Genomic DNA, 19,040 nt, shown 5'->3' on the forward strand with positions numbered 1-19,040 from the left:
GCGCCGCCGCGGGTTTTCCAATTTGACTTTACCGGGACCGGGCCTGTCTGCGCCCGGATGACACTATGATCCGTTCCAAGATCGATCTGCGCGCCAGCGCCTTTCGCAGCGTGCTCGGCTTCACGTTTGGCCACTGGCGCCGCCAGCCGTGGCGGCTGTCGCTCATCATGGGCGCATTCCTGCTGTCGACGCTCGCCGACGTGCTGACGCCGCTCTACTCCGGCCGGCTGGTCGACGCGGTCGCCAGCAGCGCCGGCGCCGACGCGGTGGCCTGGCACGCCGCAATGACGGCCTTCTCCATCCTGATGGCGCTGGCGTTGGCCGGCGTCGTGCTGCGCAACGCCGCCTTCATGTGGATCGTCGAATTGACGCTGAAGATGATGTCGGACATCGCCGCCGACGCCTTCCACCGCGTCCAGCGCTTCTCCACGGACTGGCACGCCAACAGCTTCGCCGGCTCGACCGTGCGCAAGATCACGCGCGGCATGTGGGCGCTCGACCTGCTCAACGACACGATCCTGATCGCGCTGCTGCCTTCGGTCGTCATGCTGGTCGGCTCGACGCTGCTGCTCGGCTGGTTCTGGCCGATGATGGGATTGGCGGTCGCCGTCGGCTCGGTGCTGTTCATCGCCGTCACCGCCATGCTGTCGCTCGGCTATGTCGCGCCGGCGGCACGCCTCGCCAACAGCTGGGACACGCGGCTCGGCGGCGCGCTGGCCGACGCGGTGAACTGCAATGCGGTGGTCAAGGGTTTTGGCGCCGAGCTTCGCGAGGAAGCGCGGCTTGCTCGCGTGGTCGCCAAATGGCGCTTGCGCACGGGCCGCACCTGGGTGCGCGGCACGTTCAACGGCACCACGCAAGGCACGATGCTGCTCTTGATGCGGGCGGCTGTGATCGGCCTGGCGCTCATGCTCTGGGCATGGGGCGAGGCGAGCGCCGGCGACATCGCCTTCGTGCTGACCTCGTTCTTCGTCCTGCAAGGCTATCTGCGCGATATCGGCACGCATATCCGCAACCTGCAGCGCTCGATCAACGACATGGAGGAACTGGTCGACTTCCAGTCGGAGCTGCTCGGCATAGAGGACCGGCCCGGCGCGGCGCCGATCCGGATCACCAACGGCCGCATCGCGTTCGACAAGGTGACGTTCCACTACGGCAACCACCGGCTGCCGCTCTACCGCGACTTCTCGGTCGAGATCGCTGCCGGCGAACGCATCGGGCTGGTCGGGCATTCGGGATCGGGCAAGACGACCTTCGTCAAGCTGATCCAGCGCCTCTATGACGTGAATGCGGGCCGGATCCTGATCGACGGCCAGGACATCGCAAAGGTTGCGCAGTCATCTCTGCGCAGCCAGATCGCGATCGTGCAGCAGGAGCCGATCCTGTTTCACCGGTCGCTGGCCGAGAACATCGCCTATGCCAGGCCGGGCGCCACGCAGGCCGAGATCGAGCATGCGGCGAAGCTCGCCAGCGCGCACGACTTCATCGCCAACCTGCCCAAGGGCTACGGAACCCTGGTCGGCGAGCGCGGCGTGAAGCTGTCGGGCGGCGAGCGCCAGCGCGTGGCGATCGCGCGCGCCTTCCTGGCCGATGCGCGCATCCTGATCCTGGACGAGGCGACATCCAGCCTCGATTCCGAATCGGAAGTGCTCATCCAGAAGGCGATGGAGCGGCTGATGGTCGGGCGCACGACCTTGGTCATCGCGCACCGGCTCTCCACGGTGCGGGCGCTCGACCGCTTGCTGGTCTTCGACCGCGGCCGCATCATCGAGGAAGGCTCGCATGACGAACTGATCCGGCTGAACGGCGGGATCTACCGGCGGTTGTTCGAGCGCCAGGCGCTGGAGCTGACCAAGGGGCTCGTCATGTGAAATAGATGGGCATCCGGCTCGGCCGGATGCCCTTAGCCGTAATGCAGCTTGGGCTTGGGCTCGGTCCCGGTGAACTTGACACCGACGCGGTCGTTGCGGCGCCAGCGGACTTCCGCCCGATAGGCCACCCCATCGACCGGAACATAGAGCAGGAAACGATCGGGAACGCGCGATTCCGGTGCGACTTTCAGTTCGGCGCCGCCCGGGTTCTGGTTCCGCAAGGTGCAGCTCACCTCTGAATTCTGGATGCCGGTGATGATCGTCCCGCCCTTGAGCACGCGCTGGCGGTGCTCACGCCGGTGTTCGCCGGAGTTCTCTTCGAGTGGTTGAGCGGAGTTCATTCTCAATCGACGCCGTTAGGCCGAATCGGCATTGCGGCAATCAACAAAGCACCGAAGTTCACGCGCCGCAATGCGCGGCATGCCCGCCAAGTTGCATATGGGATTATGCGATGGTGACTTTAGGCGAATTTATCGGGTTCGGCGCAAAAATAGGTGATGATCTGGCAAAGATCGGGCTCGCTGACCATGCGAACGGCCTCGGCGGAGCCGACCCATTTGCGGGTGCGCGCGCGCTTTTCCTTCCAGCGGTCGGCAACGCGGTCGACCTTGAGCGGGAAAACCAGAACCTCGCAGGGTACTTCTTCGCCGGAACCCAGGACCTTGCCGTAGAAATAGCGGCCGGCTTCGAGATGCGAGACGGTGCCGTGCAATCCCGCTTCTTCGCCCGCCTCGCGGGCGGCGGCCTCGCATAGCGGCTCCCTGGCTTCCGGCCAGCCTTTCGGCAGCACCCAGCGCCCGGTATCGCGGCTGGTGATCAGCATGATCTCGACGCCGTTCTCATTCTCGCGCCAGGGCAAGGCAGCAACCTGCAGGCGGCACGGCGCCGTTCCGAAGAGTCGCCGGACTCTTTCGGTCATCTGGTTGTGCGTCGTTGGCCTCGTCAACATCGAAGAAGCTGCCCCAGCCTCCAGAATCGTTTGCCACCTTACGAATCTTACGGCGGATTGTGAGCTTTAAAAGTAAAAATCTTCACACCGCAGGAAAATTCCACCGGAAAAAGTCAATCCCACAAAGTAACTGTGCTCATCGGGCGCGATTCCAAGGCATGAACATGCCTTCGCGGCCGGATTCTTTGGAAAATGTGACGGCAGCTCAGCCGGCGTGATCGTCGGCGATCGGCTTCTGGTAGGTAAAACCCATATCCCACGGGAAGTAGATCCAAGTGTCCTGGCTGACCTCGGTGACGAACGTATCGACCAGCGGTCTGCCCTTCGGCTTGGCATAGACGGTGGCGAAATGCGCCTTCGGCATCATGGCGCGCACGATGCCAGCCGTCTTGCCGGTATCGGTGAGGTCGTCGATGATCAGGACGCCGGCACCGTCCTCGGCAAGAAGCGAAGGGGAGATCTCCTTCAGCACCTGCAACTGACCCTGACTCGTGTAGTCGTGATAGGAGGCGACGCAGACCGTCTCGATGACGCGGATGCCAAGCTCGCGCGAAATGATCGCGGCTGGCACCAGGCCGCCGCGGGTGATGCAGACGATCGCCTTCCACTGGCCTTTGTTGGTGCCGGAAAGCCGCCAGGCGAGCGCGCGGGCATCGCGGTGGAACTGGTCCCAGGAGACTGGAAAGGCTTTTTCGGGAAGGGACATGGTTCGCGCACTCCGCAAGCGCGCGCCGCAGCGCGCAGATACGATGGAATGCAGGCGGAATTAGCCGGAAAGCGCCAGTCTTGGCAAGAGTGAGATCCGGTGGTGGCTGTGGACTTACAGCGCGTCGCTTGAGCGCGTTTCAGCGCGACGCGCTGTAAGTTCTCGTTTGATGCATGTCTTTGTCCCGAAACCGGTTCCCACTTTCGGGAGACACGCTTATCTCGACAGGAAGACCGCCACGTTTGCCGTGCGCAGCACGGTGCGGGTGACGCCGCCGAAAAGAAGCTGGCGCAGCCAGGAATGGCTGTAGGCGCCGAGCACCAGCAGATCGGCGCCGGATTCGGCGATTCTCTCCTGGATCATGTCGTCGACCGAGCTTCCCCCCGATTTCTGCACGCAAACGCTGACATTGGCGCCGTGGCGCGACAAGGCAGCCGCGATCTCGGCGCCGGCCGCCTCGGGAGCCTCGTCGAGCGTCTCCGGCGGATCGATGACCAGAATGTCGGTCTTGTCGGCTTCGCTGATGAAGGGCAGGGCATCGAATGCGGCGCGAGCCGCCTCCTTGCTACCGTTCCAGGCGAGCAGCACGCGCCTGAAGGTGGTGACGAGCGGCCCGCCATGCGGAACGACAAGCACCGGCCGGCCTGCGTCGTAGACCAGCGTGTCGACATCCGCGCCCGGATCGCCTCCGGTATCGCGCTGCGCGGCGATGATCAGGTCAGCCGCCCGCACGCTCGAAATGCCGGTCAGCGCGCTGTCGCCGGAGAAGCTTTCGAGGCTCCGCCATTCGAAGGACAGGCCGGACTCCTCGATGCGGCTGAGAAAGACCGCCCGCAGCTTGTCGGCGCGCTCCTTGTTCATCTCGGCCGAGACCTGCAGGAATTCCGTGTCGGGGAAACCGGTGGCCGACGTATAAGGGACCGGAAGCGCTTCTGCATGGATGCCGACGAGATGGCTGTCGAACCGCTCGGCAAGCGGGATGGCGCAGTCGAGCACGCGCTCGGCGTCCTGTTCGTTCTGCAGAATGGCGACGATCGTCTTGAAGCGCATGACAGATCCCTCAAATTTGCCGGCGCAAACGCGCCTCCGGCCATCAAAATGACCGGCATGAAGTGCCGTGCCAGAAACGTCGGCGCGCGCCTTCTGGTTCCGGGATCAGCTCGCGGCCGACAGGCCCGCCACCATGGCCTCGACGTTCTTGCGCGCGGCCTCGAGAGCGTCCTCGCTGCGGGCGCGCACCACAAGCTCGGTCCAGAACTTGCCGTCGCCATATTTCGGGTATGAGCCGATGATGGTGTCGGGATGCGCCTTCTGGATGTCGGCCAGCGGTCCGCCGACGAGGCCTTCGCCGAACGGACAGTGCACTGTGGCCGACAGCATCTTCGTGCCGGTCTTCAGCGTCGGCACGACATTGTCGAGCATCGCCTGGAAGATCGACGGCACGCCGGCCATCACGTGGACGTTGCCGATCCGGAAGCCCGGCGCCATCGAGACCGGATTGTCGATGTGGTCGGCGCCGCGCGGCATGCGCGCCATGCGTTTGCGTGCCTCGGTGAATTCGATGCCGCGCTGGGCATAGCTTGCCTCCAGCATGGCATAGGCCTTGGCATCGTATTCGCAGGGCACGCCGAAGGCCCTGGCGATCGAATCGGCGGTGATGTCGTCATGCGTGGGGCCGATGCCGCCAGTGGTGAAGACATAGGTGTAGCGGGCGCGCACCGCATTCACCGCGGCGACGATTTCGTCCTCCTCGTCGGGAACGATGCGCACTTCCTTCAGATCGACGCCGATCGCCGTCATGATATCGGCGAGATGGCCGATGTTCTTGTCCTTGGTCCTGCCGGAGAGGATCTCGTCGCCGATGACGAGCATGGCGGCGGTGACGATTTCAGGCATGGCTCACTCCGGCTGCAGATCGCCTGAGATAACGCGGCGGCCAGCCGGCCACAATGCGCAGGCAGGGGCGGACCCTTGTGGCAGAGACGGTTGCGAGTAAGGTGCGCCGGTCCGGCTGGGGTGGAAGATGCTGATATCGGTTGTGTCGTGGCTGATCGGAGGCCTGCTCGTTGCGGCGGCTCTCGTCGTGCTCGGCTTCATGCTTGCGACATGGCGGATCGCGGCCAGGGCCGAAAGGCTGGTGCCGGCTTGCGGCAAGTTCGTCGAGATCGACGGCAACCGTATCCACTATGTCGAAGAAGGCGAGGGCAGGCCGATCGTCTTCCTGCACGGCCTCGGCGCCCAGCTCCATCATTTCCGGCATACGCTGTTCGGACGCTTCGGTCCCGGCTACCGGCTGATCGCTCTCGACCGGCCGGGCTCGGGATATTCAGTTCGAGCGAGCGGGGCGAGCGGCCGGCTGCCCGAGCAGGCGGAAGTTGTGCGGCGCTTCATCGAGGAGCTTGGGCTGGAAAGGCCTTTGGTCGTCGGCCATTCGCTGGGCGGCGCCATCGCGCTTGCGCTCGCGATCGAGCATCCGACGGCGATTTCCGGCATCGCGCTGCTCGCGCCGCTGACGCATCTGGAAGCGAGGGTGCGCCAGAAATTCGACCTGCTTTATGTTCCCTCGCGGCTGTGGCGGCGGGTCCTGGCCCGCACGGTAGCGATACCGGCCAGCCTGAAATATGCGGAGCCGACGATGAAATTCATCTTTGCGCCGCAAGCCGTGCCCGGGGATTACATGGTTGCCGGAGGCGGGTGGCTCGGGCTGCGGCCTGCCCATTTCCATGCGACCTCGACCGATTTCGTGGCGGTGGAAGAGAATCTCGGTCGCCTGGAGCGGCGCTATGGCGAGATCGTGATGCCGGCCGGCATTCTGTTCGGCGCGGATGACCGGGTCATCGGCATCGCGGCGCATGGCGATCCGATGCCGGGCAGGATTATAGAGCTCGACTTCGAACGGATCCAAGGGCTCGGGCACATGCCGCAATTCGTGGAGCCGGAACGCGTGGTCGCTTTCATCCAGCGCATCGCTGCACGGGCATTTGCCGGCGTGGCCTGAATTCGATTGCGCCAGGTCGAAGGGTCTGGCAGCTCACGGCCTCGTCACACAAACGTGTCGCAGATCCTGCTCAGCGCCGATTTTTCTCTCGGAACTTTTGCGCCCAACCCAGGGTTTCATTCGCGTCGCCGTGAATATTTCGGCGATCAATAGAATGGGGACCCCTATGCTTACGAAAATTCTTGCAGCCTCGGCGCTCGTGCTGGCCATGGGCACCTCGGCCATGGCGCAGTCATACGATGCGTGGTGGTGGCATCGTGATCGCCCGGTCTATAGCGAAGAAGCGCCGGTCGATCCCTACACCACGGGCAGCATCTATTCCGACCGTGATGTCCGCGGGCTCAACAGCTTCGGCAATGGCGCCGTCGGCCCATGCGCTTCGGACGCGGCTGGCCCCGATGCGAACGCCGGTCCGAACGTCAACGACCAGTATTGCGGCAAGTGATCCATGCGCCAGCGGGCGGCCGGCGTTAAGTGTTGGGGCTCGTCGGTCGCGGCGCGGGAATGATGCGACAGAATTGATCCGAAATTCGGTCGTCAATCCGAGACTTCGGTCTGCGGCCGATCGCGGCCGTCGGCCAGTTCGTCATGCCAGACACCCTCGGAGTCCTCATACTGGATGCCGTCCGTGGTGCCGGCGACCTGCTGCTCGGCCGAAGCAATTTCAGCCGCGTGCAGCGCGTCCTGGCGGGTGGGAAATGTTTCCGAAAAAGTCGAGCCGACCATGTAGGCCCAGCCGCCGTCATGTTCGACGATCTTGTAAGTCAGCTTCGCCATGGATTCCTCCGATTGAGAAGCCCCGATGCTCAATGCAGCTTTTCGTCAGGCAACCTGTCTTCGGGAACCAGAACTTCCGATTCCCTGGCCGCCTCTATCAGGGCGCGGCGTGCGTCCGCCGTCGAACGATAACCCTCCAGCGCCTTGAGGCAAGTGTCGAGAGCATCACGATGCCGCTGGCCGCGATTGAGCGGCCAAACGGTCATCAGGCACTCGGCGGCTTCGCGGGTGCTGCGGATCTGGCGATATTTGCCGACATGGCCGAGTTCGACCACCACCGGCTTTTCAAACGGCTTGCTGTCTGTCATGGCCGCCAACGCAAAACGGCCAATTTGGTTGCAATCGTGGCGGCACACCTGCGCCCAAAGGTCTCAGCCCCTGCGTCACCTGTGGAAACAGCCGCTCAGCCGGCTGCCTTCATCCAGTGCTGCATCGTCGTCACCGAGCGCGCCAGCTGCGGCGCCGGACGGATCTCCGCGCCGAAGGTCGCCGCCGCGCGCCAGCCCCAGCGCGGATCGGCGAGGAAGGCGCGCGCCAGCGCCACCATGTCGGCGCGGCCATCGGCCAAAATCGCCTCGGCCTGCTTCGGATCGTCGATCAGGCCCACGGCGCGCGTCGGAATGTCGGCGCCCTTGCGCACGGCTTCCGCCAGATGCACCTGGTAACCGGGACCGCTGGGCAGCTTCTGCAGCGGCGAATTGCCGCCGCTGGAACAGCAGAGATAGGCGACGCCTTCCGCCTTCAGCGCCTTGGCCACTTCGATCGCCTCTTCGACCTCGAAGCCGCCGTCGACCCATTCCTTCACCGAAAGGCGTGCCCCGAGCATCAGGCCCGGCACGGCCTTCTTCACAGCCCTGGCGATCTCGACGGCGAAGCGCATGCGGTTTTCCAGCGACCCGCCCCAGCGGTCGGTGCGCTGGTTGGAGAGCGGCGACAGGAACTGGAAGATCAGATAGCCGTGAGCGGCGTGCAGTTCGATGAAGTCGAAGCCGGCGCGCTCGGCCCGTTTGGCCGCCTCGGCGAAACGCTGGATGACTTGCTGGATCTCGTCTTCCTCCAGCGCGTGCGGCACATTCCATCCTGTGTCATAGGCGATGGCCGAAGCCGAGACGGTCTGCCAGGGATCCTCGCCCGGTTGCAGGGGACCGCCGCCTTCCCAAGGCTTCCTGTTGGAGGCCTTGCGGCCGGCATGGGCGAGCTGGACGCCGAATTTGGTGCCGGGCGCGGCGACGCGCCTCGCGGCATCGAGCGTGCGCTTGGCCGCCGCCTGGTTGTCGTCGGAGTAGAGCCCAAGGCAGCCATGCGAGATGCGGCCGCGCCGCTCGACATCGGTCATCTCGACGGTCACCATGCCGGCGCCGGACAGGGCCAGGTTCATCCAGTGGTGGAGATGCCAGTCGCTGGCGGAACCGTCCTCGGCCGAATACTGGCACATCGGCGCCACCGCGATGCGGTTGGGGAAGGTGAGGCCGCCGAGGGTGATCGGCTGAAAAAGTGATGATGTCATGAAACGGGCTCCTGCGAGAGATATCGCTATCTAGGCAGCCGCGGCATTTCGCGCCAGACACGAGCCGGTGAAAGTCTCGCTGGACCAGTCGGTTTCCAGGATTGCGCAGTTTCCTATTCGCCGCTAACCCTTGCCGCCGGCAGCACGGAGTCCATCATGGAAGATCGCGTCCGTATCCGCTCTGAAGAAGTCCTGTCCGACGACTGGGCGGTGCTGAAGAAGACGGTGCTCGACTATCGCCGCCGCGACGGGCGCTGGGAGACGCAGACCCGCCAGACTTACGACCGGGGCGATGGCGCCGTCATCCTGCCCTTCGATCCGCAGCGCTCGACGGTGCTTCTGGTGCGGCAGTTCCGCTATCCGGCCTATGTCACCGGCCATCGCGAGCCGCTGATCGAGGCCTGTGCCGGCCTGCTCGACGAAAACGATCCGGAAACCTGCATCCGCAAGGAAGCGGAAGAGGAGCTCGGCTATCGTCTGAAGGACGTCGAGCGGCTGTTCGCGCCCTATATGAGCCCCGGCAGCGTGACGGAACGGCTCTGGTTCTTTACCGCGCGCTATTCGCCGGCCGACCGCATCTCCGATGGCGGCGGGGCGCCGGAGGAGGGCGAGGACATCGAGGTGCTGGAGATGCCGCTCGACGAGGCGCTGGCCGGCATTGCCAAAGGCCGTATCATCGACGCCAAGACCATCATCCTGATCCAGCATCTGAAGCTCAATCCGATCAGGGCCTGAGTGCCCGTCCTCCGAAACGAGACAGCGAAGGAAGCGCCTTGGCCGTCGCACTATCGCTGTGATAGCCACCTCATCACCGATGTTGATACTCTTGGCCATGGCATGACTCTGGAGCGGCCAGCATCTTCTTCAAGCGACTGCTAATATATGATTGATTGCGATACCGCTTAGGCGCAATGTAAGCCCTTGGCGGTATTGAGAGCGGCCATCATGCTTTCGCCCGACATGGGGAGGCAAAGCATGTTGGCGTACGGTGTGGCGGATTCCGCCCAGCTTGCGATTCTTACAAAAGCTCTGAAAGACTACTGCGCAAGGCATCCCGGCCTGTGCAGGAACGAGCGCGACCGGGAACAGATCGCCCAAAAGGTTATGAGTCTTTTCTGTCAGGGCATCGAAGACGCCGACGAACTGTCGGCCGCGCTTGAGCGGGTAGGCTAGGCTGGGCAACCCTAGCCCTGCTGAATAGCCCGGCCTGCCGAGATCCTGTGTCACCTTGATTGAGGGAAACCGGGGCTATTCAGCCAAGACGCGCTTTTTGTGCGGTCCGCGAGCCATCGGCTTTTCGGCTTCCTTCGCCTCGATCAGCGCAACGATGTCGGCGATCTCCCAAAGCTGTCGGTGACCCACTATGCTTGGAGCAGAGCGCCACCGTATTGCGCCCACAACCGGTCGCAGTCCCATTTCCTCAAGCTTGGCGTTCCTGGCAACCCATAGAGAACCATCGCCCCACGCACGTCATATCCAAGCACCGACGCATTGGCGACGAACTGGATCGCGCGGCCTAAGCTGATGGCGCCGATCCGGGCTTCAATTTTGCTGGTAAGATCGATCACTCCGAAGATTTCCGCGTCTGCGCCTCTGCCAGCCAAAACAGCCGTCGAGAGCGCATCGTCCAAGGCAAGGAGCATCGCCTAAGTCCCCTCAGTAAGCAGCGCTAGCTAACTTACAGTCGCGAGATTTGTTCCGCGTCCCTAAAACGATTTGTGATTAGCTATCCAGTTCAAGTGGCTCATGTTCCGGCTGCTCATGCCACGCAACCTGTCGCAGAAAGACTTTCGGGAGACGGACGATGTGCCGACGGCGTACCAACTTATGCGGCGTCCGATGCAACTTTCAGCCAAAAGATTAGCGATGTCTAATATGATATGCAGGCTGCGAGGGAAGTTCCATGACGCAGTCAAAGCGGTATTTCACTTTGGCGTGGCTTGCGCTGGTCGGCCATGCCAACGCTCACGATTGGTATACGGGTAAGACAGACCCAGTTCTGCAATACGATTGCTGCGGGGGCAAAGACTGTCACCCGATCGATTCAAGCCACGTCAGGATGACAAAGGACGGCTATTTCGTGAGCCCGCCACGCCTCCTTTACTTGAATGCCCCCCAACAGCCGGAGTGGTTTATCCCCAGAGAGCGTGTCCAGCCGTCGCCGGATGATCGATATCATATTTGCGAGCGCCTGATGACCTTCTATCGGACGTTGACCCCGCACATGACGTTCGAGGCCTATCACAGATTCCGGTGGACGTGCTTTTTCGCCCCGCCGGGCACAAGTTCAATCGGGCAAAAGTAGCCCAAAACAACAGATGCCCGCCATCCGGGGGGGTAACGGCGGGCACCTGTTCTCTCTCGTACCGACCAGGAAGGTGACGCATTTCCTCGCCGGCTCTGTCAAATGATGCATCGGGGCAAGTTGTTTCACTGCAGGGACCAATGCGCCTAACCTGTCGGACTTCAGTCGATCTTGGGATAGATCGCGCCCAGAATGCCTGTCCCCTCTCGACCTACTCAAGCGGTTGCTAAAATTCAGTCGAACAACCGTGGAACATTCGCCACGACACGGCGTTCGAAACGGCATGGAAACGGGTGGCGTCAAGCATATATCTCCCTTCGATCTAGACGCTTTGCGAGAGGCTTTTAAAGCGTCGGCCCGCGAGCAGGGCATCACCCCCGCTGAATGGGCGGTATACGCCCAGCTATTTCTCAAGCAGACAAGCGGCGAGCACTGTCCTCTGGACGCATGGGTCTTGTCACCGGGAGCGCGTAAAGGAATATAATCCTTCCCGGTGCGGCGACCTCATCACAGCGGAGGTCGCCGTGACAATGAAGTTTCCATTCACAGAAGACATATTAGGCCGGAAGCTTGCGGCCGGTACTAGCCTCTCCGTCGATTGCCTCACTTGTAAGCGAAATGCGGTCCTGGACGTGGCCGAATTGGTGCAGCGCTTAGGCCCGGATCACGGCGCTATGCATTGGGATCTGATCAGGGTGATCTATTGCCACGAGTGCCGCGCCGCCGGCCGCGACGACCGGAACCTGCAGTTCACCAACCATGCGGTGACGCCGGACAAGCGCAAAGCCTTTCCCCCCGCAAGGGGAGTGCTTGACGATTTCAGCAAACGGACCGGCAAAAAAGCTCCAACTGCCGATACGCGATGATGCGCCAACATGGTCGAGATGCGCGCCGGCGTAAGGCCGGCGGCATGGGCCCGCTGGCGGGGCTTTGTGCGGCGCTCAGGTCGATAGCTAATATAGATGAGCCTGCGTCATCCAATCTATGGAGACCGGCCTCTCAGGGATTCGTGCTAGTCTGGTGTGTTGGCGCGACCCCTTGCGCCATTGAGCGCCGGTTGAACGAAGTCTGCCGGCGCTCTTCCTCTGCCCCTAAAGGGAAGGGTTGAACAATGCCTACATCCCGTCGAGCATTGCTTTCCATCCTGAGTGCAACCGTCGCGTTCGCCGCTGTTATTGGCATCGCGTCTGCCAAAGGTGGTGGAGGCGGCAATGGCGGCAAACACATTAGCACCTTGAGCAGTGTGACCAGACTACTCCCAGTGACCGAAACCAGCGCGAAGCAGGTAAAATCTTTCGCAAACAAGGCATGCCACGTTGGCTACAATTGCCCAGCGATACCGATCGACAAATGCGATCTTCAAGGCAATATCGAGCAGTCAGTTGCCTGCAAAGTTAGAGCCTCCAATTCCCTTACGAATCCGTAAGTCGCCGATTCAAGGTAGATTTGGTTATTGTCAGTGGGCAGCAAACGTCCTTCTGCTGCTCGGCGGGATGACAGCACTCCCTTTAACGAGGATAACCTTTGTCGAGATAGTACATAAACGCCGAGCAGAACGTGTTCTGCGTATGGGTTTTGCCGATGTCGTCGGCGATCGCATGTGCGCGTTTTCTTGCCCGCTCTATAGCCGCATCCGAAATCAAAGTCTCAGGTTGAGAAATAGCCCGACCAATTGCCCTTCGGACACTTGATAGCCCGCTGCCTCACGGTGGCGGGCTATTCCTTATGCGGAACAACATACCTGGCAGCGTGCCCGCCGCGCGTGACGATGACTGTCGTGTAGCCGGTTGGCAGGGAGCCTGTGACGATCGGATCGACGATCTGGCATCGGCCGATCATTCTTCCGCTAGGAGCCTGGGCGAGTTCTTCTGCCAACGAGGTACGGCATTCGCTGAGAGACGAGAACACCCGAGACGAAGCCGTATTGACCGGTTTGCAGACCGACGCATCGCCTGGGCTGCACAGAAGCAAAACCATCACTGCCGCGGCTGCCGGGTCCATGCTCGAAGCTCCTTTTTCGGAGCTTCAACGCTGGCGAAATCGCTTTGTTTCACATTTTGCTAAAATACGAGGGAGCGCCCCGGCAGGCTAAGGCTTCCGGGCCTCTTTGTTCCTGGAACAAACAGCGCGTCTGCCCGGTTTTTAGCGGGAAAGGAGCGCGAATGCAGAACCAACGGGACGAGCGTCCCTTGCCGAAGCAAAAGCCGACAAAAGACGATCCCGCCGACCCGGATCATTGCTCGCCAGAGCCCGGACATGTCGATCCGCCACCGCGAGACGTGCGGGAGGCGCCGGCACCAAATCCAAATGGCGATAACAAGTCCTAGCCGCTCAGGCGGCCGCGCTTATTTCTTCAGAGGCGTGCCAAGCCCGAGCCTCACGCGTTCGCTGTTGGCGAAGGTTTTGGCATCTGCTTGAGAACTGAAGCCCTTGATGCTGACTGTGCCGTCCTCGATGACGCGCACATAATGCCTATTTTCAAGTTCCTCGATCTCGACCGAAGTTCTCCACGATTGCGTATTCATGCGTCATCCAGTGTGGATTTTGCGTCCCTCTGCTAACTACTCAACATCGCGGCCGGGGAATGTGTTCCAATTAATGGTTACCTAGCTTTCGCTGCATGTGAGGCTCCAGCGGCTTCTGCTTCCGGGGCCCTCTGGGTGTCTAGTGGCAGAAAAGTCACGCGGCTTTAATATGCAACGCTTCAACTAGGGCGCGCTTATTATCCATCTTAGCGAGGCGTACCGTCTTATCCGCGAGGGGCCGCTGGAGCGCTCGCTGCGGCAACGTAGCGGGCGCTTCGCATTTTAGCGCGATGGCGATCCCCCAGGTTTCAACATCGGCTTATGTCTCGGGCCTTTCTGGTGTCTCGGCTACCCCTGCGGCTACCCACGTCAGCTTTTGTTAGGGTAGCCAACAGAAATGGTAGAATGGGAATAAGCTAGCAATTTCAATCTGGTGCGGACGACGGGAATCGAACCCGTACGATCAGAGATCGAGGGATTTTAAGTCCCTTGCGTCTACCAATTCCGCCACGTCCGCGCGCCGCAATTTCAAGCACTTAAGCCGATACAGGTCCAGCCTTCCGGGGTGGATTTGGCACCGGACCGGCACCAAAAGGCTGATCTAGTGTTCCGCGCCCGTTGCCATCGCAGCTTCGGTCGCCGCCGCCGCACCTTCGTCCGACTTCTTGAACAAATGACCGACAGCGTGACCGCGGGTGACGCATGCCCTAGCCGGCGGCTAATTGCAACCACGTCGAGGCCGCCGCCGATCAGGGCGGATGCGTGGGTGTGTCGGAGGTCGTGGAACCGGGTCCTTGGGGATCTCGACCGCCGCGCCCTTCTTGCAGCCACGACAGTCGCTGATGCCGTCGGACGATACTGCCGAAGTGCGGGCGCTGATCAAGGCGCACCGCCCTGGCGGCGGGTGAACCCGTCTTTGTGCCCTACGGCAAATGGATGAGCCCACGTCTCCAATCGATAGAATGAAGCCCATGATGGCCCGATGCTACTTAAGGGACGGCAGCCCGGTTTTGCAGCCCTGGAAGCCAGTTGGCTTTAGGGGTTAAGTATGAGCAAAACGACTCTCATTGCTACCGTTATCCTCGCGATCAGCGTCGGCTATGCCGAAGCCAAGGACCGTAAGGTCGCGCCGATTTGCACCGCGTCAAGCCCACTCTTCGAGGTCCTGAGTGGCAGGTGTTTTCTCGTCAAAGGTTCGATGATCTATGGCGACATCGCCGATCTTTCTCGGATAGTCCGCTTGGGGTGGTAGCCAAGGGGCATGACGCGTGCAGCCATGCGCAGGGCAGGGTGGACAGCTTGTGATGGCAAAAGACGCGCCTGGAACGGCTGGAGGAGTGTCTGGCCGCCATGCCAGCGGGCAAGATCCATTCGGCCTGATCCTGGATAGTGGCGTGATCGCGGAATTACGACTTCAGAGGCGTTCGCTACTGTCGTCCTCGCTGCGGACTTGATCCGCAGCGGCCGGCGTCTTTCAGGCCCCTACCCATTCCCCCGCCCCCTGCGGGCGCCGGCCACCTTCGTTCCGTTGCTGCCTCGCAATTCAGAACTTGTAGCTGAAATTCACGCCCAGCGTATGCAGCTTCACGTCCTGGTCGCGATCGGAGAAGTCGTCCGGGACGTCGAAATGCTCCTTGCCGAAATCGTAGTAGCGGTACTGAGCGCCGACGACGATATTGTTGCTCAGCGCATAGTCGACCCCGGCGCCGATCGTCCAGCCGGCGCTTGTGCGTGTCTTGGCGAAGCTGGGCCCGGCGTCTTGCGAAGTCTCGATGCCGGCGAAGGCGACGCCGCCGACACCGTAAATCAGCCAGCGATCGACCGCCAATCCGGCCTCTGCATTGACCGATCCGAACCATTTTATGTCCGTGCCGACGGAATTTCCGGGGTCCAGCAGGGCCGAACCGTCGACCGAAGAATAGTTGAGCTCGGCCTGCGCGCCGATCACCGCCTGGTTGAACTGCCACAGGCCGGCGACGTGGCCACCGACAAAACCGCCATCGAGATCGGGTGAGGCGGCGAACGGCTCGCCTTCCGTGCCGGAGATGTCGGAAGACCCCCAGCCATAGCCGGCCTGCAGGCCGGCATAGTAGCCTGTCCAGTCGAAGCCGGGCGCGGTCATGGGCAGGTCGATGCCTGCGTCCGCGGCCAAGGCCGGCCCGGACAGCAGGGCTAAAAAGCCGGCACTGGCAAGCGTCAGGCGACACATCGAGCGCTCCGAAATGGCGGTTTCGAAAAACTCCTCGACGCAACCTAGCGTTATTCGCCCCGAAACGGAATTGCATTCCTGCAACAGTGGTTTACGTCGGTGGGTTGCGGACGCGATCTTCCAGGTCGCGCCGTTTCTCCTCGGGCGAGGCCAGCCGGCTGAAAGCATAGTCGGCAAGCAACGAGCCGATGATGAAGATGGCGATCGGCGCGGCGCATGCCCAGAACGAGTGCAGGGCGAAGAAGGACAGGCCGGCGCAACATGCCGACAGCACGAAAATTGCGAACCGGATCGTCTGTGCCATCTCTTTTGCAACCTCGAATGACGGCCGGGAAATCCAGTCTAGGCGATTTCGCCGTGGCGGAGGAGAGCGATCTGTCGGGGCCGGTCCCGATCAAAACAAATCGGTTTTGCCAACTGGTCAAAACCGCGCCCGCTTGGCACAGTCGGGCAAACAGGAGTCCGTCATGGCAGGCCGCACCAATCCGACAAAACCCAAGCCCTGGACCGAGGTGGCGACGCATCTGGTCGACGTCGCTATGGGGCGCAGGCCCGCCGATCTCGTGATCCGCAACGGGCGCTGGGTGAATGTCCATTCGGGCGAAATCATTCCCGGCACCGACATCGCGATCGCCTCTGGGCGCTTCGCCTATTGCGGACCGAATGCCGGCCACACGATCGGGCAGGGGACCAAGGTGGTCGATGCGGGCGGTCGCTATCTGGTGCCTGGCCTTTGCGACGCGCACATGCATGTCGAAAGCGGCATGGTCACCGTGACGGAATTCTGCCGCGCGGTGATCCCGCACGGCACCACCTCGATGTTCATCGACCCGCACGAGATCGCCAATGTGCTGGGCCTGCCTGGCGTTCGCCTGATGCATGACGAGGCTGTCGCGATGCCGATCAACGTGCATGTGCAGATGCCGTCCTGCGTGCCGTCGGCGCCCGGCCTGGAACATGCAGGCGCCGAGCTTACGGTCGCCGATGTCGCCGAGGCGATGACGTGGGAGAACATCATCGGGCTTGGCGAGGTGATGAATTTTCCGGGCGTCGCCGCCAACGATCCGGTGATGTCGGGCGAGATCGCCGAGACCGTCAAGGCCGGCAAGACGGTCGGCGGCCATTATGCCTCGCGCGACCTCGGTCTGCCGTTCCATGGCTATGTCGCCGGCGGCGCCGAGGACGACCATGAAGGCACGCGCGCCGAGGACGCGATCGCGCGCGTGCGCCAGGGCATGAAGGCGATGCTGAGGCTTGGCTCCGCCTGGTACGACGTCGCGGCGCAGATCAAGGCGGTCACCGAGGGGGGCATCGATCCGCGCAACTTCATTCTGTGCACCGACGACAGCCATTCCGGCACGCTGGTGCATGAGGGCCATATGGACCGCGTTGTGCGGCACGCCATCAGCCAGGGGCTGAAGCCGGTGACGGCGATCCAGATGGCGACGCTCAACACCGCCCAGCATTTCAGGCTGGAACGCGAGATCGGCTCGATCGCGCCGGGGCGGCTGGCCGACCTTCTGATCGTCTCCGATCTCGCCCAGATGAGCATAGACGAGGTCTATGGCCGCGGCGTCAGGCTGGCGAAGGCCGGCAAGCTGGAGATCGAGATTCCCGCCTATGACTATCCGCAGACGGCGAAGAATACGGTCAAGCTCGGCAAGAAGCTCAAGGCGGCGGATTTCGACATCGCCGCGCCTCAGGGCGCCAACGAGGTGCGGGCGCGGGTGATCGGCGTGATCGAGAACCAGGCGCCGACTCGGGCACTGGAGGCCGATCTGCCGGTCGAGGACGGGCTGGTCGCCATGGATCGCCGCAACGACGTCTGCCAGATCGCCCTGGTGGAGCGCCACAGGGGCACGGGCGGCGTCACCAACGCCTTCGTCTCCGGCTTCGGCTACGTGGAAGACTGCGCGATGGCGTCCAGCGTGGCGCATGATGCGCACCACATCATCGTCGTCGGCACCAACAAGGAGGACATGGCTTTAGCGGTCAACCGGCTGAGCGAGGTCGGCGGCGGCGTCGTGCTTTATTCCAAGGGCAAGGAACTGGCGCTGGTCGAAATGCCGATCGCCGGGCTGATGTCGGACGAGCGCGCCGAGATCGTCGCGGCCAAAGCCGAGCAGTTGACGGAAGCGATGCGCAAGGTGGGCTGCTCGCTCAACAACGCCTACATGCAGCATTCGCTGCTGGCGCTTGTGGTCATTCCGGAGCTCAGAATCTCGGACGTCGGCCTGGTCGACGTGACGACGTTCCAGAAGGTCGACCTGTTCGTCTAGGGCTGTTCGTTGGCGGAGCGGCCATCGCGAAAGGCCTTGATGGCTTCGATGTGCTCCGGACCAATGCCGCAGCAGCCGCCGACAACCGTCGCGCCCTGTCCGATCCAACGGTCGACCCACTTCAGATAGTTCTCGGGGCCGAGATCTTCACGGATTTCGGAAATGCCGGCGTAGGGTTCATCCGATGGCGGCTCGGGAAGAAACGCATTGGCATAAACACCGACCGGAATCCGCGGGTCATCGATGACGCGCCGAGCGGCAAGAACGGCCTCGCTCATAACCTCGGGCTGGCTGCAATTGAAAAAAACGCCCGAGGCGCCGGCTTCGAGTGTCTTGCGGGCGGCCTCACCGGCCGGTTCGCCGGAACGCAATTCAGCCGGCCCAACGCGTCCGGTCTCATCCTTGAGGGTATACGAGACATATACCGGAAGGCCGAGGTCCTTCACGGCGGCGATTGCGGTCAACGCCTCTATGGTCGAGCTTTGGGTTTCTATCAGCCACAAGTCTATATGCGGTCTCAGTCCATCGATCAGACTTTGGAGGATGCGTGGCGCCTCGTCGGACTGGAATCGATCCGGTCTGTAGCTTTCGAAAAGCGGCGGCAGCGAGCCGGCGACCAGCACCTTGCGGCCAGTGGAGCCCGCGACGTCGCGGGCGAGGCGGCCGGCGAGATCGGCCAGCGTCTTGCCGTGTGAGGCAAAACGCTCCGCACCCAGCATATGCGGGACCAGACCGTAGGAATTGGTGGTGATGATATCGGCTCCGCTATCGACATAGGCCTGATGCGCCCGGGTGACGAATTCCGGCGCCTCTATCAGCGACAGCGCGGACCATTCAGGAAGCCGGAAGGGAGCGCCGAGCCGCTCAAGCAGGCGGCCCATGCCGCCGTCCAATATCGAAAAGGATTGAGTGCC

General features: G+C 62.4%; 23 protein-coding genes and 1 tRNA gene. 8 read left to right on the forward strand and 16 right to left on the reverse strand.

All coding sequences use genetic code 11. The annotated features are described in order from the left end of the window. Nucleotides 1-65 precede the first annotated feature (65 nt). Entirely contained in the window at nt 66-1,871 is a 1,806-nt protein-coding gene (locus RFN30_RS29160) for an ABC transporter ATP-binding protein (RefSeq protein WP_320265517.1), read from the forward strand. 32 nt (nt 1,872-1,903) lie between these two features. Here RFN30_RS29160 and RFN30_RS29165 read toward each other — a convergent pair whose 3' ends face one another. From RFN30_RS29165 to RFN30_RS29185, 5 genes are all read right to left on the reverse strand, one after another. Beyond that, nucleotides 1,904-2,212, reverse strand: coding sequence for a PilZ domain-containing protein (locus tag RFN30_RS29165; protein ID WP_320265518.1), 309 nt, complete (start codon nt 2,210-2,212; stop codon nt 1,904-1,906). Between the two features lie 119 nt (nt 2,213-2,331). After that, nucleotides 2,332-2,820, reverse strand: coding sequence for an NUDIX hydrolase (locus RFN30_RS29170; protein ID WP_320265519.1), 489 nt, complete (start codon nt 2,818-2,820; stop codon nt 2,332-2,334). 205 nt (nt 2,821-3,025) lie between these two features. Continuing rightward, nucleotides 3,026-3,526 carry a xanthine phosphoribosyltransferase gene (gene gpt / locus RFN30_RS29175; RefSeq protein WP_320265520.1) on the reverse strand — a complete coding sequence of 167 codons (501 nt, stop codon included), beginning with the start codon at nt 3,524-3,526 and terminating at the stop codon, nt 3,026-3,028. 216 nt (nt 3,527-3,742) lie between these two features. Continuing rightward, on the reverse strand, nt 3,743-4,576 hold the full coding sequence (locus tag RFN30_RS29180) for a universal stress protein (protein ID WP_320265521.1): 834 nt from the start codon (nt 4,574-4,576) through the stop codon (nt 3,743-3,745). Between the two features lie 105 nt (nt 4,577-4,681). After that, nucleotides 4,682-5,422, reverse strand: coding sequence for a competence/damage-inducible protein A (locus RFN30_RS29185; RefSeq protein WP_320265522.1), 741 nt, complete (start codon nt 5,420-5,422; stop codon nt 4,682-4,684). 127 nt (nt 5,423-5,549) lie between these two features. Here RFN30_RS29185 and RFN30_RS29190 point away from each other — a divergent pair, with 127 nt between their 5' ends. Next, nucleotides 5,550-6,524, forward strand: a complete 975-nt coding sequence (locus RFN30_RS29190) for an alpha/beta fold hydrolase (protein WP_320265523.1) — start codon at nt 5,550-5,552, stop codon at nt 6,522-6,524. 166 nt (nt 6,525-6,690) lie between these two features. Next, entirely contained in the window at nt 6,691-6,969 is a 279-nt protein-coding gene (locus RFN30_RS29195; protein ID WP_320265524.1) for a hypothetical protein, read from the forward strand. Between the two features lie 92 nt (nt 6,970-7,061). On the opposite strand, the gene RFN30_RS29200 is transcribed toward RFN30_RS29195, so the two are convergent. The 3 genes from RFN30_RS29200 to RFN30_RS29210 form a co-directional block, all read right to left on the reverse strand. Next, nucleotides 7,062-7,301, reverse strand: coding sequence for a hypothetical protein (locus tag RFN30_RS29200; protein ID WP_320265525.1), 240 nt, complete (start codon nt 7,299-7,301; stop codon nt 7,062-7,064). Nucleotides 7,302-7,330: 29 nt separating this feature from the next. Next, a complete protein-coding gene (locus RFN30_RS29205; protein ID WP_320265572.1) occupies nt 7,331-7,609 on the reverse strand; it encodes a DUF982 domain-containing protein in 279 nt (92 codons plus the stop codon). A 95-nt stretch (nt 7,610-7,704) separates the two neighbouring features. Continuing rightward, nucleotides 7,705-8,808: an NADH:flavin oxidoreductase/NADH oxidase gene (locus RFN30_RS29210; RefSeq protein ID WP_320265526.1), complete on the reverse strand. Its 1,104-nt coding sequence runs from the start codon at nt 8,806-8,808 to the stop codon at nt 7,705-7,707. 156 nt (nt 8,809-8,964) lie between these two features. Here RFN30_RS29210 and RFN30_RS29215 point away from each other — a divergent pair, with 156 nt between their 5' ends. Further along, on the forward strand, nt 8,965-9,543 hold the full coding sequence (locus tag RFN30_RS29215) for an NUDIX domain-containing protein (protein ID WP_320265527.1): 579 nt from the start codon (nt 8,965-8,967) through the stop codon (nt 9,541-9,543). 210 nt (nt 9,544-9,753) lie between these two features. Next, a complete protein-coding gene (locus RFN30_RS29220) occupies nt 9,754-9,981 on the forward strand; it encodes a hypothetical protein (protein WP_320265528.1) in 228 nt (75 codons plus the stop codon). A gap of 188 nt (nt 9,982-10,169) precedes the next feature. Here the strand turns inward: RFN30_RS29220 and RFN30_RS29225 are convergent, their stop codons facing one another. Further along, nucleotides 10,170-10,451: a hypothetical protein gene (locus tag RFN30_RS29225; RefSeq protein WP_320265529.1), complete on the reverse strand. Its 282-nt coding sequence runs from the start codon at nt 10,449-10,451 to the stop codon at nt 10,170-10,172. Between the two features lie 1,186 nt (nt 10,452-11,637). Here RFN30_RS29225 and RFN30_RS29230 point away from each other — a divergent pair. Continuing rightward, nucleotides 11,638-11,979 carry a hypothetical protein gene (locus RFN30_RS29230; protein WP_320265530.1) on the forward strand — a complete coding sequence of 114 codons (342 nt, stop codon included), beginning with the start codon at nt 11,638-11,640 and terminating at the stop codon, nt 11,977-11,979. Nucleotides 11,980-12,829: 850 nt separating this feature from the next. Here the strand turns inward: RFN30_RS29230 and RFN30_RS29235 are convergent. The 4 genes from RFN30_RS29235 to RFN30_RS29250 all read right to left on the reverse strand — a co-directional run bounded on the left by RFN30_RS29235 (nt 12,830) and on the right by RFN30_RS29250 (nt 14,469). Beyond that, a complete protein-coding gene (locus RFN30_RS29235) occupies nt 12,830-13,114 on the reverse strand; it encodes a hypothetical protein (RefSeq protein ID WP_320265531.1) in 285 nt (94 codons plus the stop codon). Nucleotides 13,115-13,458: 344 nt separating this feature from the next. Then, a complete protein-coding gene (locus tag RFN30_RS29240; protein WP_320265532.1) occupies nt 13,459-13,638 on the reverse strand; it encodes a hypothetical protein in 180 nt (59 codons plus the stop codon). A 431-nt stretch (nt 13,639-14,069) separates the two neighbouring features. Then, nucleotides 14,070-14,155: transfer RNA gene (locus RFN30_RS29245), tRNA-Leu, on the reverse strand. Between the two features lie 11 nt (nt 14,156-14,166). Beyond that, entirely contained in the window at nt 14,167-14,469 is a 303-nt protein-coding gene (locus tag RFN30_RS29250) for a tyrosine-type recombinase/integrase (protein ID WP_320265533.1), read from the reverse strand. Nucleotides 14,470-14,686: 217 nt separating this feature from the next. Here RFN30_RS29250 and RFN30_RS29255 point away from each other — a divergent pair, with 217 nt between their 5' ends. After that, complete coding sequence (locus tag RFN30_RS29255; RefSeq protein WP_320265534.1) at nt 14,687-14,890, forward strand: hypothetical protein; 204 nt, start codon at nt 14,687-14,689, stop codon at nt 14,888-14,890. 291 nt (nt 14,891-15,181) lie between these two features. Here the strand turns inward: RFN30_RS29255 and RFN30_RS29260 are convergent, their stop codons facing one another. Beyond that, the gene (locus RFN30_RS29260; protein ID WP_320265535.1) at nt 15,182-15,847 is read right to left on the reverse strand and encodes an outer membrane protein; all 666 of its coding nucleotides are present in this window, start codon (nt 15,845-15,847) and stop codon (nt 15,182-15,184) included. A 91-nt stretch (nt 15,848-15,938) separates the two neighbouring features. Continuing rightward, on the reverse strand, nt 15,939-16,151 hold the full coding sequence (locus RFN30_RS29265; protein ID WP_320265536.1) for a hypothetical protein: 213 nt from the start codon (nt 16,149-16,151) through the stop codon (nt 15,939-15,941). Nucleotides 16,152-16,314: 163 nt separating this feature from the next. Here RFN30_RS29265 and ade point away from each other — a divergent pair, with 163 nt between their 5' ends. Then, nucleotides 16,315-18,126, forward strand: coding sequence for an adenine deaminase (gene ade / locus RFN30_RS29270; RefSeq protein WP_320265537.1), 1,812 nt, complete (start codon nt 16,315-16,317; stop codon nt 18,124-18,126). Here the strand turns inward: ade and RFN30_RS29275 are convergent. Continuing rightward, on the reverse strand, nt 18,123-19,019 hold the full coding sequence (locus RFN30_RS29275) for a homocysteine S-methyltransferase family protein (protein WP_320265538.1): 897 nt from the start codon (nt 19,017-19,019) through the stop codon (nt 18,123-18,125). The two genes, ade and RFN30_RS29275, sit on opposite strands and share 4 nt — an antisense overlap. Between the last annotated feature and the right edge of the window lie 21 nt (nt 19,020-19,040).

This window comes from Mesorhizobium dulcispinae, from assembly GCF_033977345.1.
Taxonomy (GTDB): domain Bacteria; phylum Pseudomonadota; class Alphaproteobacteria; order Rhizobiales; family Rhizobiaceae; genus Mesorhizobium; species Mesorhizobium dulcispinae.